12 protein-coding genes are annotated in these 15,988 nt (G+C 71.0%); 11 read left to right on the forward strand and 1 reads right to left on the reverse strand.

Annotated features, from left to right (window positions below; translation table 11 throughout):
* Positions 1–150: 150 nt before the first annotated feature.
* From eccA to eccE, 11 genes are read left to right on the forward strand one after another with little or no spacing between them, the layout of a single operon-like run.
* The gene (eccA, locus tag AC5Y7V_RS03615; RefSeq protein ID WP_499878657.1) at positions 151–2,004 is read left to right on the forward strand and encodes a type VII secretion AAA-ATPase EccA; all 1,854 of its coding nucleotides are present in this window, start codon (positions 151–153) and stop codon (positions 2,002–2,004) included.
* On the forward strand, positions 2,001–3,599 hold the full coding sequence (gene eccB, locus AC5Y7V_RS03620; protein ID WP_499878658.1) for a type VII secretion protein EccB: 1,599 nt from the start codon (positions 2,001–2,003) through the stop codon (positions 3,597–3,599). The genes eccA and eccB overlap by 4 nt, the downstream gene beginning before the upstream one ends.
* Positions 3,596–7,564 carry a type VII secretion protein EccCa gene (eccCa, locus tag AC5Y7V_RS03625; RefSeq protein ID WP_499878659.1) on the forward strand — a complete coding sequence of 1,323 codons (3,969 nt, stop codon included), beginning with the start codon at positions 3,596–3,598 and terminating at the stop codon, positions 7,562–7,564. Before eccB ends, eccCa begins: the two co-directional genes overlap by 4 nt.
* Before the next feature lie 2 nt (positions 7,565–7,566).
* Positions 7,567–7,875, forward strand: a complete 309-nt coding sequence (locus tag AC5Y7V_RS03630; RefSeq protein WP_499878660.1) for a PE family protein — start codon at positions 7,567–7,569, stop codon at positions 7,873–7,875.
* Positions 7,876–7,878: 3 nt separating this feature from the next.
* The gene (locus AC5Y7V_RS03635) at positions 7,879–9,348 is read left to right on the forward strand and encodes a PPE family protein (RefSeq protein ID WP_499878661.1); all 1,470 of its coding nucleotides are present in this window, start codon (positions 7,879–7,881) and stop codon (positions 9,346–9,348) included.
* Positions 9,349–9,399: 51 nt separating this feature from the next.
* Positions 9,400–9,693: a type VII secretion system protein EsxG gene (gene esxG, locus AC5Y7V_RS03640; RefSeq protein ID WP_067013645.1), complete on the forward strand. Its 294-nt coding sequence runs from the start codon at positions 9,400–9,402 to the stop codon at positions 9,691–9,693.
* Between the two features lie 41 nt (positions 9,694–9,734).
* Complete coding sequence (locus AC5Y7V_RS03645) at positions 9,735–10,025, forward strand: WXG100 family type VII secretion target (protein ID WP_067013661.1); 291 nt, start codon at positions 9,735–9,737, stop codon at positions 10,023–10,025.
* Positions 10,026–10,035: 10 nt separating this feature from the next.
* Positions 10,036–10,917, forward strand: coding sequence for an ESX secretion-associated protein EspG (locus AC5Y7V_RS03650; RefSeq protein WP_499878662.1), 882 nt, complete (start codon positions 10,036–10,038; stop codon positions 10,915–10,917).
* Between the two features lie 24 nt (positions 10,918–10,941).
* A complete protein-coding gene (gene eccD, locus AC5Y7V_RS03655) occupies positions 10,942–12,396 on the forward strand; it encodes a type VII secretion integral membrane protein EccD (RefSeq protein ID WP_499878663.1) in 1,455 nt (484 codons plus the stop codon).
* Positions 12,393–13,781 (forward strand): type VII secretion-associated serine protease mycosin, encoded by a 1,389-nt coding sequence (mycP, locus tag AC5Y7V_RS03660; protein ID WP_499878664.1) that lies wholly within the window; start codon positions 12,393–12,395, stop codon positions 13,779–13,781. Before eccD ends, mycP begins: the two co-directional genes overlap by 4 nt.
* Complete coding sequence (gene eccE / locus AC5Y7V_RS03665; protein ID WP_499878665.1) at positions 13,778–14,758, forward strand: type VII secretion protein EccE; 981 nt, start codon at positions 13,778–13,780, stop codon at positions 14,756–14,758. The genes mycP and eccE overlap by 4 nt, the downstream gene beginning before the upstream one ends.
* Here the strand turns inward: eccE and AC5Y7V_RS03670 are convergent.
* Positions 14,755–15,948 carry an alpha/beta hydrolase family protein gene (locus AC5Y7V_RS03670; protein ID WP_499878666.1) on the reverse strand — a complete coding sequence of 398 codons (1,194 nt, stop codon included), beginning with the start codon at positions 15,946–15,948 and terminating at the stop codon, positions 14,755–14,757. The two genes, eccE and AC5Y7V_RS03670, sit on opposite strands and share 4 nt — an antisense overlap.
* Positions 15,949–15,988 lie beyond the last annotated feature (40 nt).

The following is a 15,988-nucleotide window of genomic DNA, read 5'->3' on the forward strand; positions in this document are numbered from 1 at the left end:
TGGCCGGTCGGAATGCCCTGGTCAGCGGTGGCGAAAAGGGAGGCGGCGGCCGAGTCGGATGAACCGGGGGTGCCTCGACATCCAGCTTAGGCAATGCTAACTTCAGGCAGGTTAGGTTAGGGGAAGCTACATAGATGGGAAGTAACAGCCGTGGAACGCGGTGACGCCGGCGTGCTCGCAGCTCGGCCTGCAAATTCTCGGCCGGACGGCCGGATAGACGGCGACATCGTGAGCCGGTTCGCCACGTGTTGTCGCGCGCTCGGCATCGCGGTCTACGAACGCCAGCGCCCCGCCGATCTGGCCGCCGCCCGCACCGGGTTCACGGCGCTGACGCGCGTCGCGCACGACCAGTGCGACGCCTGGACCGGCCTGGCCGCGGCCGGCGACGTCTCCCTGCGGGTGTTGGAGGCTGTCTCGGCCACCGCGACCACGGCCGGCGCGCTGCAGCGCCATGTGGAGCTGGCGCCCGGGGCCCTGGGTTTCCGCTACGACACCGGCCTGTACCTACAGTTCCGCGCCGCCACGCCCGACGATTTCCACCTCGCCTACGCGGCGGCGCTGGCAACCGACGGGCGGTTTGCCGACGCCGCCCGGATCGTCGCCGACCTCATCGAACGCCGCCCGAGCTGGCGCGAGGCCCGCTGGGTGGCCGTCGTCGTCAACTACCGGGCCGAGCGCTGGTCGGACGTCGTCAAGCTGCTCACCCCGATCGTCAACGACACCGATCTCGACGAAACCTTCTCGCACGCGGCGAAAGTCACGCTGGGCACCGCGCTGGCGCGCCTGGGCATGTTCGCGCCCGCGCTGTCGTACCTCGAGGAACCCGACGGTCCCGTCGCGGTCGCGGCGGTCGACGGCGCGCTGGCCAAGGCGCTGGTGCTGCGGGCGCACGTCGACGAGGAGTCGGCGAGCGACGTGCTGCACGACCTGTACGCCGCGCACCCCGCCAACGAGCAGATCGAACAGGCCTTGTCCGACACCAGCTTTGGGATCGTGACCACGACGGCGGCCCGCATCGATGCCCGCACCGACCCCTGGGACCCCGCCACCGAGCCCAGCGCCGACGACTTCGTCGACCCGGCGGCCCACGAGCGCAAGGCCGCGCTGCTGCACGAGGCCGAACGCCAGCTCGCCGAATTCATCGGGCTCGACGAGGTCAAGAACCAGGTGTCGCGGCTGAAGAGCTCGGTGGCCATGGAGCTGGTGCGCAAGCAGCGCGGGCTCACGGTGGCGCAACGCACCCACCACCTCGTGTTCGCCGGGCCGCCCGGGACCGGTAAGACCACCATCGCCCGCGTCGTGGCCAAGATCTATTGCGGGCTAGGGCTTTTGAAGCGGGAAAACATCCGCGAGGTGCACCGCGCCGACCTCATCGGTCAGCACATCGGCGAGACCGAGGCCAAGACCAACGCGATCATCGACAGCGCGCTGGACGGGGTGCTGTTCCTCGACGAGGCCTACGCCCTGGTGGCCACCGGCGCCAAGAACGACTTCGGGCTGGTGGCTATCGACACCCTGCTGGCCCGCATGGAAAACGACCGCGACCGGCTGGTGGTCATCATCGCCGGCTACCGGGCCGATCTGGACAAGTTCCTCGACACCAACGAGGGCCTGCGGTCCCGGTTCACCCGCAACATCGACTTTCCCTCCTACGCGCCCGGTGAGCTGGTGGAGATCGCGCACAAGATGGCCGAGCAACGCGACAGCGTCTTCGAGCCCGCCGCGCTCGAGCACATGGAGGCCTTGTTCTCCAAGCTGGCCACCGCGTCGACGCCCGACGCCAACGGAATTTCGCGGCGCAACCTCGACATTGCCGGCAACGGCCGGTTCGTCCGCAACATCGTCGAACGCTCCGAGGAAGAACGAGAATTCCGGCTTGACCATTCGGATCACGCCGGGACCGGGGAATTCAGTGACGAGGAGCTGATGACGATCACCGACCAGGACGTCGAGAAGTCGGTGGAGCCGCTGCTGCGCGGTCTCGGGCTGTCGGTGCCGGCATGACGACCAATAACCACGAGCCCGAAGGGGATCGGCGCTCGTTCGCGTCCCGGACCCCGGTCAACGACAACCCCCACAGGGTCGAATACCGCCGCGGCTTCGTCACGCGCCACCAGGTGACGGGTTGGCGCTTCGTGATGCGCCGGATCGCATCCGGCATCGCCCTGCACGACACGAGGATGCTGGTCGACCCGCTGCGCACCCAGTCGCGCGCGGTGCTGATGGGCGGCCTCATCCTGATCACCGGGCTGGCGGGCTGCTTCGTGTTCTCGCTGATCCGGCCCAGCGGCTCGGCGGGTAACAACGCGGTGCTCGCCGACCGGTCGACCGCGGCGCTGTACGTGCGGGTGGGCGAGGAGCTGCACCCGGTGCTCAATTTGACCTCGGCCCGCCTGATCGTCGGCAAGCCGGTCAACCCGACCACGGTGAAAAGCTCTGAGCTGGACCGCTTTCCGCGCGGCAACCTGATCGGCATCCCGGGCGCCCCTGAGCGGATGGTGCAGAACGCCTCGCACGACGCCGACTGGACGGTGTGCGACGCCGTCAGCGGAACATCACACGGTGCCCACAGCACGGGTGTCACCGTGGTGGCGGGCCGTCCCGACGGCGAAGGCGCGCGGGCGGGCGCGATCCGCGCCAATCAGGGAATCCTGGTCGACTTCCCGAATGATCGAGGCGCCGGCACCTGGCTGCTCTGGGACGGCAAGCGCAGCCAGATCGACCTGGCGAACCACGCGGTTACCAACGCGCTGGGCCTGGGTCCGGAAGTGCCCGCGGCGCGGCCGATCGCGCAGGGGCTGTTCAACGCGATACCCGAATCGCCGGCGCTGACCGCGCCGTCGATCCCGAACGCCGGTGGGCCCGCGGGCTTTTCGGTGCCGGCCCCGGTTGGTGGCGTGGTCGTCTCCTACGGTCTGGAGCAGAGCTTGCACTACTACGCGGTGCTGCCCGACGGGCTGCAGCCGATTTCGCCGGTGCTCGCCGCGATCCTGCGTAACTCCAATTCCTATGGCCTGGAACAACCGCCGCGGCTCGGCGCCGACGAGGTGTCCAAGCTGCCGGTGTCGCGGATGCTCGACACGACCCGCTATCCCGATCAGCAGGTCGCGCTCGTCGACGCGGCGAAGGATCCCGTCACCTGCGCCCACTGGAGCAAGCCGGCCGGGGCCGCGACCAGCACGCTCGGCCTGCTTTCCGGCTCGGTGCTGCCGGTGTCCGAGGGGATACGCACTGTTGACCTGGTCGGCGGTGGCGCCCCGGGCATCGCGACCCGCGTCGCCCTGGCGCCGGGCACGGGGTACTTCACGCAGACGGTGGGCGGCGGGCCGGCGGCGCCGGCCGCCGGGTCGTTGTTCTGGGTCTCCGACACCGGGGTGCGCTACGGCATCGACACCGAGACCGGAGACGGCGCGGCCCGCTCGAAAACCGTTGAGGCCCTTGGCCTGAACCCGCCCGCCGTGCCGGTGCCGTGGTCGGTGTTGTCGTTGTTCGCGCCGGGTCCGACGCTGTCGCGCGCCGACGCGCTGCTGGCCCATGACGGCCTGGCGCCCGACGCCAGGCCCGGGCGCCCGGTCTCGGCGGAGGGGGAGGGCCGATGAGCCGACTGATCTTCGAGGCGCGCCGGCGGCTGGCGCCGCCGGCCACCCGCAAGGGCACCATCGCCATCGAGGCGCCGCCGGAGCTGCCCCGGGTGATTCCGCCGTCGTTCCTGCGCCGGGCGATGCCCTACGTGCTGGTGATCCTGATCGTGGGCATGGTGGTGGCCCTGGTTGCCACCGGCATGCGGGTGATCTCTCCGCAGACGCTGTTCTTCCCGTTCGTGTTGCTGCTGGCGGCGACCGCGCTCTATCGCGGCAACGACAATAAGACGCGCACCGAGGAGGTCGACGCCGAGCGCGCCGACTACCTGCGTTACCTGTCGGTGGTCCGGGACAATATCCGGACGCAGGCCGCCCAGCAGCGGGCGGCCGCCGAGTGGTCCCACCCGGACCCGGCCGGCCTCGCGGCGGTGCCCGGATCGCGCCGCCAGTGGGAGCGCGACCCGCACGACCCCGACTTTCTGGTGCTGCGGGCCGGACGCCACCAGGTGCCCCTGGACACCGCGCTGCGCGTCAACGACACCGCCGCCGAGATCGACCTGGAGCCGGTGTCGCACAGCGCATTACGTAGTCTGCTCGACACCCAGCGCACCGTGCGCGACGTGCCGACCGGGATCGACCTGACCAAGGTCTCGCGGATCACGGTCGTCGGTGAGGTGACGGACGTGCGGGCGGCGTTGCGCGCCTGGATCGCTCAGGCGGTGACGTGGCACGACCCGACCGTGCTCGGAGTCGCGCTGGCCGCGCGCGACCTGGAGGGCTCGGACTGGTCGTGGCTGAAGTGGCTGCCGCACGTCGACATTCCCGGCGAGCTCGACGGCGTCGGCCCGGCCCGCTTCCTGTCGACGGACGCCGACGAGCTCGTCGCGGCGCTGGGATCGGCGCTCGTCGACCGGCCCGCGTTCACGGGTGAGCCCGCGGATGCGTTGCGGCACTTGCTGATCGTCGTCGACGACCCCGACTACGACCTGAACGGCTCGGCGCTGGCGCTGGGCCGGGCGGGTGTCACGGTCGTGCACTGCTCCGCGACGCCCCCGCACCGGGAGCAGTATTCGGATCCCGAAAGGCCGATCCTGCGAGTCGCGCGCGGGGTAATCGAGCGCTGGCAGACCGGCGGCTGGCAACCGTACATCGACAGCGCGGATCAGCTCGGCGCCGCCGAGGCCGCGCACCTGGCCCGTCAGCTGTCGCGGTGGGACTCCAACCCGACCCACGCCGGATTGCGTTCCGCCGCCACCCGAGGCGCGACTTTCACCACGCTGCTGGGCATCGGCGACGCGTCGCAGTTGGACGTGTCGACCATGTGGGCGCCGCGCCGCCGCGACGACGAGCTGCGCGTTCCGATCGGCGTCACCGCAACCGGCGAGCCGCTGATGTTCGACCTCAAGGACGAGGCCGAGGGCGGCATGGGCCCGCACGGCCTGATGATCGGTATGACCGGCTCCGGCAAGTCGCAGACCCTGATGTCGATCCTGTTGTCGCTGTTGACAACCCACTCGGCCGACCGGCTGATCGTCATCTACGCCGACTTCAAGGGCGAGGCCGGCGCCGACAGCTTCCGGAACTTCCCGCAGGTCGTCGCGGTGATCTCGAACATGGCCGAGAAGAAGTCGCTCGCTGACCGGTTCGCCGACACGCTGCGCGGCGAGGTGGCGCGGCGCGAGACCCTGCTGCGCGAGGCGGGACGCCGCGTGCAGGGCAGCGCGTTCAACTCGGTGACCGAGTACGAGAACGCGATCGCGGCCGGTCATGACTTGCCGTCGCTCCCAACGCTGTTCGTGGTCGCCGACGAGTTCACCCTGATGCTGGCCGACCACCCGGAGTACGCGGAGCTGTTCGACTACGTGGCCCGCAAGGGCCGCTCGTTCCGCATCCACATCCTGTTCGCGTCCCAGACGCTGGACGTGGGCAAGATCAAGGACATCGACAAGAACACCTCCTACCGCATCGGGTTGAAGGTGGCCAGCCCCAGCGTGTCCCGCCAGATCATCGGCGTGGAAGACGCCTATCACATCGAGTCCGGCAAGGAGCACAAGGGCGTCGGCTTCCTGGTGCCCGCCCCGGGCGCGACGCCGATCAAGTTCCGCAGCACGTATGTCGACGGCATCTACGAGCCCCCGCAGAAGACGAAAACGCTTGTAGTGCATTCGAATCCAGAGCCAAAGCTGTTCCCGGCCGGGATGGTGGAGCCCGATCACGGCACCGTGATTTCCACCGGCGAGGACGAGGAAGCCGTTGGGCCGCCGCGCAAGCTGATCGCGACGATCGGCGAACAGTTGGCCGGATACGGGCCGCGGGCGCCGCAGCTGTGGCTGCCGCCGCTGGACGAACCGATACCGCTGACCGCGGTGCTGGCCCGCGCCGGGGTGCCCCACGGGCAATGGCGCTGGCCGCTGGGCGAGATCGACAAGCCATTCGAGATGCGCCGCGACCCACTGGTTTTCGACGCCGCGTCCTCGGCGGGGAACATGGTGATCCACGGCGGCCCGAAGTCCGGGAAATCGACCGCGCTGCAGACCTTCATCCTGTCGGCGGCCAACCTGCACTCGCCGCGCGAGGTCACGTTCTACTGCCTGGACTACGGCGGCGGGCAGCTGCGGGCGCTGGACGGCCTGGCGCACGTCGGCAGCGTCGCGTCGGCGCTGGAACCCGAACGCATCCGCCGCACCTTCGGCGAGCTGGAGCAGTTGCTGCTGTCGCGCCAGCAGCGCGAGGCGTTCCGGGAGAAGCACGGGTCCGCCCCCGACGACGGTTACGGCGAGGTGTTCCTGGTCATCGACAACCTGTATGCGTTCGGGCGCGACAACACCGACCAGTTCAACACCCGTAATCCCTTGCTGGCCAAGGTGACCGAATTGGTGAATGTCGGCCTCGCCTACGGCATCCACGTCGTGATCACCACGCCGAGCTGGCTGGAGGTGCCGCTGGCGATGCGCGACGGCCTCGGGCTGCGGCTCGAGCTCAAGCTGCACGACGCGCGGGACAGCAACGTGCGGCTGGTCGGCGCGCTGCGCCGCCCGGCCGAGGCCGTCCCGCACGACCAGCCCGGCCGCGGATTGACCATGGCCGCCGAGCATTTCCTGTTCGCGGCTCCCGAACTGGACCAGCTGGACGCGATCAACGCGCGTTACCCCGGCGTCTCCGCGCCGCCGGTTCGGTTGCTGCCCAACAACCTCGCGCCCGACGCGCTGGGGCCGCTCTACCGCGGCGCGGAGAAGGTGGTCATCGGCCAGCGCGAAGAGGACCTCGCGCCGGTCGTCCTCGACTTCGCCGAGCACCCGCTGCTGATGGTGTTCGGCGACAGCAAGTCCGGTAAGACGACCCTGCTGCGCCACGTCATCCGCACCATCCGCGAGCACTCCACCGCCGACCAGGTCGCCTTCACGGTGCTGGATCGGCGGCTGCACCTGGTCGACGAGCCGTTGTTCCCCGACAACGAATACACGGCCAACATCGACCGGGTCGCCCCCGCGATGCTGGGTCTGGCCAACATCATCGAGTCGCGGCGGCCGCCGGCCGGCCTGTCACCCGGGGAGCTGTCCCGCTGGACCTACCAGGGCCACACCCATTACCTGATCATCGACGACGTCGACCAGATACCGGACGCGCCGGCGATGAGCGGCCCGTACATCGGGCAGCGGCCGTGGACCCCGCTGATCGCGCAGCTTTCGCAGGCCGGTGATCTGGGGCTGCGGGTGATCGTCACGGCGCGCGCCACCGGCTCGGCCCACGGGCTGATGACCAGCCCGTTGCTGCGCCGCTTCAACGACCTGCAGGCGACCACGCTGATGCTGTCCGGCAACCCGCAAGACAGCGGCAAGATCCGGGGCCAGCGGTTCGGCCGGATGCCGGCCGGCCGCGGGGTTCTGCTGGGCGACAGCGACGTTCCGACGCACGTGCAATTGGTCAACCCGTTGATCGGTGAGGCCGCCATGTTTGGTGAAACGCAACAGAAGGGGAGTTAGTCATGACGTTGCGAGTGGTTCCCGAGGGCCTGGCCGCGGCCAGCGCGGCCGTGGAGGCGCTGACGGCGCGGCTGGCGGCCGCGCACGCGGCGGCGGCCCCCGCGATTACGGCGGTGGTGCCGCCGGCGGCGGATCCCGTGTCGCTGCAGACGGCGGCGGGGTTCAGCGCGCAGGGGCAGGAGCACGCCGCCGTCGCCGCCCAGGGTGTCGAAGAGCTCGGCCGCGCCGGCGTGGGCGTGGGTGAGTCCGGCGCAAGCTATCTCGCCGGTGACGCCGCGGCGGCCGCGACCTACGGGGTGGCGGGCGGCTAGAACATGACGGCGCCCGTTTGGATGGCTTCGCCGCCGGAAGTGCATTCGGCGTTGCTGAGCACCGGTCCGGGACCGGGGTCGCTGCTGGCGGCCGCCGGGGCCTGGTCGGCGCTCAGCGCCGAATACGCTTCGGCTGCGGCCGAACTCAGCGGGCTTCTGGGGGCGGTGCAGGCGGGCGGGTGGCAGGGGCCGAGCGCCGAGCAGTACGTGGCGGCACACGCCCCGTACCTGGCGTGGCTGCAGCAGGCCAGCGCCGACAGCGCGGGCGTGGCGGCGCAGCACGAGGTCGCCGCGGCTGCCTACACCAGCGCGCTGGCGGCGATGCCGACCCTGGTGGAGCTGGCCGCCAACCACGTCATCCACGGCGTCCTGATGGCGACGAACTTCTTTGGGATCAACACGATTCCGATCGCGCTCAACGAAGCGGACTACGTGCGGATGTGGGTGCAGGCCGCCACCACGATGGGCGCGTACCAGGCCGCCTCCGGCGGGGCGCTGGCCTCGGCGCCGCGCACCACGCCGGCGCCCAGCATCGTGAATCAGAACGCCGCGGCGCAGAGCAATCCGTTCTCGGGGCTTCTGCAACCGCTGCAGTCCTTAGTGAACTTCTACGAGCAGGGGGCCAGCCAATTCTCGGGCCTACTGCAGAATCCCGTCGGGACGCTCCAGCAGATCGTTGCCGCGTTCGCGGCGAACCCGGAAGCGGCGCTGGTGGCCTACGCTCCGTTGCTGTTCTTTGCCGCCTACGAGGTGATTTCGCCCATCGCCACGTACGGTCCCATGCTCATGGCGCTGTCGCTGGGCGTCAGCCTAAGCCTGGGACAGATCACCCTGCCGTTGGGTGAGCTCGCGCCGATCGCGGCGCCGATCGCGGCGGGGGCGGCGGGCGTACCGGCTCTCGCGGCAACCGCTTCCTCGGTGTGGCCGGTCGCCGGCGTGGCCCCGTCGGCGGTCGCCACGCCCGCCGGTGCCCCCGCGTCCGTGCCCGCGGCATCCGGTGCGCCCGCCGCGCCCGCCCCGGCGGCTGCCACCGGAACCTTCCCCTACCTGGTGGCTTTCGGCGCCGGTGCGGGCCCGGAGGCCGGGCCGACGGTGGGTCCGCGAGGCGGCATCAAGGCGCCGGCGGCCACCATCCCGGCGGCCGGCGCGGCGGCGCCCGTCCGGGCGGAGGCGCGGGCGCGCCGGCGCCGGCGGGCGGCAATGCGCGAATACGGCGACGAATTCCTCGACATGGATTCCGACATCGGCGTACCGCCGGAGTACGAGCTCGCCTCGGCCGTGGCGTCCGGGAGCGGCGCCGGACGGCTGGGATTCGCCGGGACCGCACCAAATGACGCCGCCGTGGGGGCGGCCGGGTTGACCAAGCTGGCCGGCGACGAGTTCGGCGGCGGGCCGCGGGTGCCGATGGTGCCCGGCACCTGGGACCAGGAGGGCCCGGGTGAATCGGGGAGAGGGGGAGACGACGGTTCGTAACGTGGCAGTGAGCAACCGAAATCCGAAGAGAGCGAAAGGAAACCAATCACCATGAGCATGTTGGACGCTCACATCCCGCAGTTGGTGGCGGCGCAGTCGGCGTTCTCCGCCAAGGCCGCGCTGATGCGCAGCACGATCAGCCAGGCCGAGCAGGAGGCGATGTCGGCGCAGGCGTTCCACCAGGGCGAGTCCTCGGCGGCATTCCAGGCCGCGCACGCCCGCTTCGTGGAGGCCGCGGCGCGGGTCAACACCCTGCTGGACATCGCCCAGGCCAATCTCGGTGACGCCGCGGGCACCTACGTGGCCGCCGACGCCGCCGCCGCTTCCGGCTACACCTCGATCTGATCAACGATCTGACCCGAGCTACCACCGCGAAAGGACTTGTGATGTCACAGATCATGTACAACTACCCCGCGATGCTGAGCCACGCCGCGGACATGTCCGGCTACGCCGGAACCCTGCAGGGCCTCGGCGCCGACATCGCCAGCGAGCAGGCGACGCTGTCCAACGCCTGGCAGGGCGACACCGGCATGACCTACCAGGTGTGGCAGGCCCAGTGGAACCAGGCCATGGAATCGCTGGTGCGCGCCTACCAGGCGATGGCCAGCACCCACGAGGCCAACACCACGGCCATGCTCGCCCGCGACCAGGCCGAAGCCGCCAAATGGGGCGGTTAACTCTCGCTCAATGAACACAGCACCGAACGCCGTCGAGCTGACGGTCGACCACGCGTGGTTCATCGCGGAAACCATTGGGGCGGGCACCTTCCCGTGGGTTCTGGCGATCACCACGCCCTATCGCGACGCCGCGCAACGCGCCGAGTTCTTCGAGCGGCAGCGTGCCGAGCTGACCCGGATGGGTCTGGTGACGCAAGACGGACTCGTCAACCCGGCGGTCGCCGGCTGGATCAAGGCCGTCTGCTTCCCGGACCGGTGGTTCGACCTGCGCTACGTGGGACCCGCCAACGCCACCGGCTCGGGTGAGCTGCTGCGCGGCGTGGTCGCGCAGCGCAGCGGTGCAACGCCGAAGACGGTGGTCGCGTTGCGCAGCGCGCAGCTCGTCACCTTCACCGCGATGGACATCGACGACGCCCGTGGGCTGGTCCCGGTCCTCGGCGTCGGGCTGGCCCAGCGGCCGCCGGCGCGATTCGACGAGTTCAGCATGCCGATGCGCGTCGGCGCCCGGGCCGACGAGCGGCTGCGGTCCGGCGCATCGCTGTCGGAAGTCGTTGAATACCTGGGGATCCCGGCGTCGGCACGGCCGGTGGTGGAGGCGGTCTTCTCCGGACCGCGCAGCTACGTCGAAGTCGTCGCCGGTTGCCGCCGGGACGGGCAGCACGCCACCACCGAGGTCGGCATGAGCATCGTCGACACCGCCGCGGGCCGCGTGCTGGTGAGCCCCTCGCGAGCCTTCGACGGCGAGTGGGTCTCGACGTTCGCCCCCGGCACGCCGTTCGCGATCGCCGTCGCGATCGAACACCTGACCGCCCTGCTGCCGGAGGGCCAGTGGTTTCCCGGCCGGCGGCTGTCCCGAGATTTTTCCGAGCAACACCAAACAGCAACGAGATAGAGAAGAGAGAACCATGTCGCAGGAATGGACGCAGCGTCTGTTGAGGGCCGCCAAGTGACGTCCGGCACCGTGATGCCGATCGTCCGCGTCGCCATCCTCGCGGAGAGCAGGCTGACGGAGATGGCCCTGCCCACCGAGTTGCCGCTGCGCGAAATCCTGCCCGCGGTAAAGCGTTTGGCGGTTCCGGCCGCATCGAACGGCGACGCGGACGACGGCCCGGACACCCGCGCGGCGGCCCACCTGAGCCTGGCGCCGATCGGCGGAGCGCCGTTCAGCCTCGACGCCAGCCTGGACACCGTCGGGGTGGTGGACGGTGATTTGTTGGCGCTGCAACCGGTGCCCGCCGGTCCCGCCGCGCCGGGCATCGTCGAGGACATCGCCGACGCCGCAATGATCTTCTCGACGTCGCGGCTGAAGCCCTGGGGCACAGCGCATATCCAGCGTGGCGCGCTGGCCGCGGTGATCGCCGTGGCCTTGCTGACGACCGGCCTGGGCGTCACCTACCGGGCGGCGACGGGCGCGCTGTCCGGGCTGGTCGCGGTCAGCGTGGTCGCGGCGCTGACCGCGGTGGCGGGCCTGCTGACCTCCGCGCGTTCCCCGCGCACCGGAATGGCGCTGTCGATCGCCGCCCTGGTGCCCATCGGCGCCGCGCTGGCGTTGGCGGTGCCCGGCAGGTTCGGGCCGTCGCAACTGATGCTGGCCGCGGCCGGCGTCACCGCGTGGTCGCTGATCGCCCTGGTGGTCCCCGGCCCGGAGCGCGAGCGGATCGTCGGTTTCTTCACCGCGACCGCGGTGGTGGGGGCCGCCGTGCTGCTGGCCGCCGGCGCCGAAACACTCTGGCATCTACCGACATTGGCTATCGGCTGCGGGCTGATCGTGGCGGCCCTGCTGGTCACCATCGAGGCCGCCCAATTGTCCGCCCTGTGGGCGCGCTTCCCGCTGCCGGTGATTCCGGCACCCGGCGATCCCACCCCGTCGGCGCCGTCGTTGCGCGTGCTCGAGGACCTGCCGCGGCGGGTGCGGATCGGTGACGCGCATCAAAGCGGTTTCATCGCCGCCGCGGTGTTGCTCAGCGTCCTGGGTTCGGTGGCCATCGCGCTGCGCCCAGAGTCGTTGGGGGGCTTCGGTTGGTATGCGGTGGGTGCGACGGCGGCCACGTCCGTGCTGCGCGCCCGGGTCTGGGATTCGGCCGCCTGCAAGGCCTGGCTGCTCGCCCAGCCCTACCTGGCGGCCGGTGTGCTGTTGGTGCTCTACGCCGCGACCGGCCGGTACGGCGCCGCGCTGGGTGCGGCGGCGGTGCTGATCGCGCTGGCGCTGGCCTGGGTGGTGGTGGCGTTGAACCCGCACATCGCCTCGCCGGAGAGCTATTCGCTGCCGCTGCGCCGCCTGCTGGGCTTCCTCGCGGCCGGGCTCGACGCGTCGCTGATTCCCGTCCTGGCCTACCTGGTCGGCCTGTTCGCGTGGGTCCTCAATCGATGATCCGTTCCGGACTCGCTTGCGTCACGGCCGCTTTGGCGGCCGTGATGTGGGCCTGCCCGCCGGCGTTGGCGATCGACCAACCGACGGTCGACCCGGGCGTGCCCCCGCCCAACGGAAGCCCGGGCCCCGGGCAGCCGATGGAGCAGCGCGGCCCGTGCAGCGCCTCCGGTGTCATTCCCGGCAGCGATCCGGCGGTCACGACACCCAGCCAGGCGATGCTGAATCTGCCTGCGGCATGGCGGTTTTCCCGCGGCGACGGCCAACTGGTGGCGGTGATCGACACCGGGGTTCGGCCGGGCCCGCGCCTGCCCAACGTCGATCCCGGCGGCGACTTCGTCGAGACGACCGACGGCCTGACCGACTGCGACGGGCACGGCACGCTGGTCGCCGGGGTCATCGCCGGCCAGCCCGGTGACGACGGCTTCTCCGGGGTGGCCCCCGCGGCCCGGGTGCTCTCGATCAGGATGACGTCGGCGAAGTTCTCGCCGCGCACGCCGGGCGGCGATCCGATGCTGGCGCGGGCGTCGCTCGACGTGGCGACCTTGGCGCGCGCCATCGTGCACGCGGCCGACCTCGGCGCCCGGGTGATCAACATCTCCGCGATCACCTGCCTGCCCGCCGATCGCCCCGTCGACCAGGCCGCGCTGGGCGCGGCGCTCCGGTACGCGGCGGTGGACAAGGACGCGGTGATCGTGGCCGCGGCGGGCAACACCGGGGCGACCGGATCGGTCGCCGGCGGGATGTCGTGTGAATCCAACCCGCTCACCGACCTCGGCCGCCCGGACGACCCCCGCAACTGGGCGGGCGTCAAGTCGGTCTCCATCCCGTCGTGGTGGCAGCCGTACGTGCTGTCGGCGGCGTCGCTGACGCCGGACGGGCAGCCGTCGAAATTCACCATGGCCGGCCCGTGGGTGGGCATCGCCGGGCCCGGCGAAAACATCGTGTCGGTGAGCAACCGCGACGGCGGCGGTCTCGCCAACGGCCTGCCCGACGACCACCAGCAGCTGGTGGCGCTGAGCGGCACCAGCTACGCGGCGGGCTACGTGTCCGGCGTCGCGGCGCTGGTGCGTAGCAAGTATCCCCAACTCAACGCCACGCAGGTGGTGCGGCGCATCACCGCGACCGCGCACAACGGCGCCCGGGCGCCGTCCAACGTCGTCGGCGCCGGCAGCGTGGACCCGGTCGCCGCGCTGACGTGGGAACTGCCCGCCGCCAACCAACCCGGTGTGGCGGCGGCGAAACCCGTCCCCGCGCCCCGGGCGCCCGCGCCCGAAGACACCACCCCGCGGACCGTCGCGTTCGTCGGAACCGCCGCGCTGGCTTTGCTGGTCGCGGCCGTCGCCGCGGTCGCCGCGATCGTCCGCAAGAAAGAGAGCACCCCGTGAGCCGTTCGATACCGACCCCCGGCGCCGGCCGGATCACGCTGGCGCTGCTGGCCGTGGTGCCCGCGGTGCTGGCGTACCCGTGGCGATCGCCGCGCGACTACTGGGTGCTCGGCGTCGCCGTCGCCGTGGTGATCCTGCTGTTCGGCTGGTGGCGCGGGTTGCACTTCACCACGATCCTGCGCCGCCGCGGGGCAATCATCCGCCGTGGCGGCGGGGCCCGACCCGAATCCGGTTCTGCCACAACGGCAACCGCGCTGCTGCGGCTCGGGCCGCCCATCGGCGACTCGGACGTGCTGCCGCTGCCGCTGCTCGCCCGCTACCTGGACCGCTACGGCATCCGCGCCGACAAGATCCGGATCACCAACCGCGGCAACGCATCCGACACACTCGAGACCTGGATCGCGATCACGATCTCGGCCGTCGACAACCTGGCGGCGCTGCAGGCGCGGTCGTCGCGGATGCCGCTGCACGAGACGGCCCACGTGGCCGCCCGGCGGCTGGCCGACCACCTGCGCGAGATCGGCTGGGAGGCCGGCATCGTCGCCCCCGACGACGCCCCGCGGCTGCTGGCGCCGAACGCGCGCGAGACCTGGCGCGGAGTCCAGCGCGGAGCATCGGATTACGTTGCGGCATACCAGGTCCGCGTCGACGGCGCGTTGCCCGAGACGCTGGAGGCGATCCGGACGCACCCGGTGCCCGAGACGTGGACCGCGCTGGAGATCGCCGGCGATGGGACGCACCACACCGTCGCGGCCGCGTGCGCGTTTCTGACCGACACGCCCCCGGCGGCCGCCGCCCCGCTGGCCGGGCTGATCCCGCAACGCGGCGAGCATCTCCCCGCGCTGGCGGCGCTGGAGCTGGCATCGACGCGACGACTCGACGGGCACGCCGAGGAGCCGGCTGGCCTGCTGGACGAACTGGTCTGCCCAACCCCGGAGGCCGGCGCGCACCGGGCGCCGGCGACGGAACCCGTTTAGAACATGACCCCGCGGAGAAACGCCGTCATCCGGCGCAGGTAGTCCAGCTGGCTCACGTGCAGGACGTGGCTGCCGGGAAACCAGTGCAGCGCACAGCGATTCCAGTGCTCCCACAGCTCGACGGCCTGGTCCGGCGGCGCCATCCGGTCGCCGAGGCCGGTGATGATCATCCGCCGCTCCTTGGCGATCAGCGGCCGGTAGTTCAGCGGCGAGTGGTATGACAGCCCGGCGATCAGCTCGTCCCTACTGATCTTCGACATCCGCAGCCCCAGCCCCATCAGCTTGTTGGCCGGGAACCACTCGTCGAACATCGTCGCCGGCGTCACAACCGGGCAGTTGGGGATCACCGCCTCGAGCCGATCGTCCACCGAGGCCACCAGCGCGGAGGTGTAGCCGCCGAGCGAGATGCCGGTCAGCGCGATCCGCTCGACGCCGGTGTGCCGCAGGTAGTCGATGATGGACCGAAAGTCGTGCACGGCCTGGGCCATCGCCTCGGCAAAACCGCACAGCCCGCCGGCGAAATAGCCGAAACCACTGAACGGCGAACACCTTTCGGCGCGGGGGCCGTGGAACGGCAGGGTGTACATCAGGACGTCGTAGCCCGAGCGGTAGTACCACGGCAGCGTGAAGAACCGCCCGTTGGCCAGGTACGACGACCCCATGAAGCCGTGTATGACGCACAGCGTGGGGTGCGGTCCGTCGCCGTGGCGCCAGTGCTGCGCGTGCACGACGTTGTTCGACGCGAACGCGCTCCACCGGCTGCGCATATCCGGGTTGATGGCCCGGAAGCTGCTGGGGAACGAGATGTTGTCGACCGTCCCGTGCGCGGTCCACTCCGCGAGCCGATTGGCCGGCCGCGACGATACCCGGGGCAGCTCGGTGGGCGCCGGAAACGACTTCCCCGGGTCACGCTCGGCGCCGAGCTCGGCGTAGAAGCGCAGGCTGTCGCGTTCGCTGCCGGAACGCACGGAGTTGGCGAGCACCGCCGGGGTGACGGTGGTGGTCAGCACCGACGCGACCGCGGTGCGAAGCGCCAGATCGGAGATGGCGGCCGCCTCGACGACCATTCGCTGACGGGGCGACAACGCGGAGCGCGGCGGCAATCCCGCGGCGCCGGCGGGCACGTCGGCGCCGGGAACGTCCGGTACGGGAACCGGGGGAGTGACCGGATCCGGGTCGGTCGGTGTCACAACCGCGATGCTATCGCCCACTCGGTCGGCGCCGGGGCGG

This window comes from Mycobacterium sp. NGS34 (assembly GCF_059812845.1).

Bases quoted from the DNA above. Each gene is read 5' to 3' on its own strand.
- eccB (WP_499878658.1), top strand. From the start codon at position 2,001: ATGACGACCAATAACCACGAGCCCGAAGGGGATCGGCGCTCGTTCGCG.
- eccCa (WP_499878659.1), top strand. From the start codon at position 3,596: ATGAGCCGACTGATCTTCGAGGCGCGCCGGCGGCTGGCGCCGCCGGCC.
- AC5Y7V_RS03630 (WP_499878660.1), top strand. From the start codon at position 7,567: ATGACGTTGCGAGTGGTTCCCGAGGGCCTGGCCGCGGCCAGCGCGGCC.
- AC5Y7V_RS03635 (WP_499878661.1), top strand. From the start codon at position 7,879: ATGACGGCGCCCGTTTGGATGGCTTCGCCGCCGGAAGTGCATTCGGCG.
- esxG (WP_067013645.1), top strand. From the start codon at position 9,400: ATGAGCATGTTGGACGCTCACATCCCGCAGTTGGTGGCGGCGCAGTCG.
- AC5Y7V_RS03645 (WP_067013661.1), top strand. From the start codon at position 9,735: ATGTCACAGATCATGTACAACTACCCCGCGATGCTGAGCCACGCCGCG.
- AC5Y7V_RS03650 (WP_499878662.1), top strand. From the start codon at position 10,036: ATGAACACAGCACCGAACGCCGTCGAGCTGACGGTCGACCACGCGTGG.
- eccD (WP_499878663.1), top strand. From the start codon at position 10,942: ATGGACGCAGCGTCTGTTGAGGGCCGCCAAGTGACGTCCGGCACCGTG.
- mycP (WP_499878664.1), top strand. From the start codon at position 12,393: ATGATCCGTTCCGGACTCGCTTGCGTCACGGCCGCTTTGGCGGCCGTG.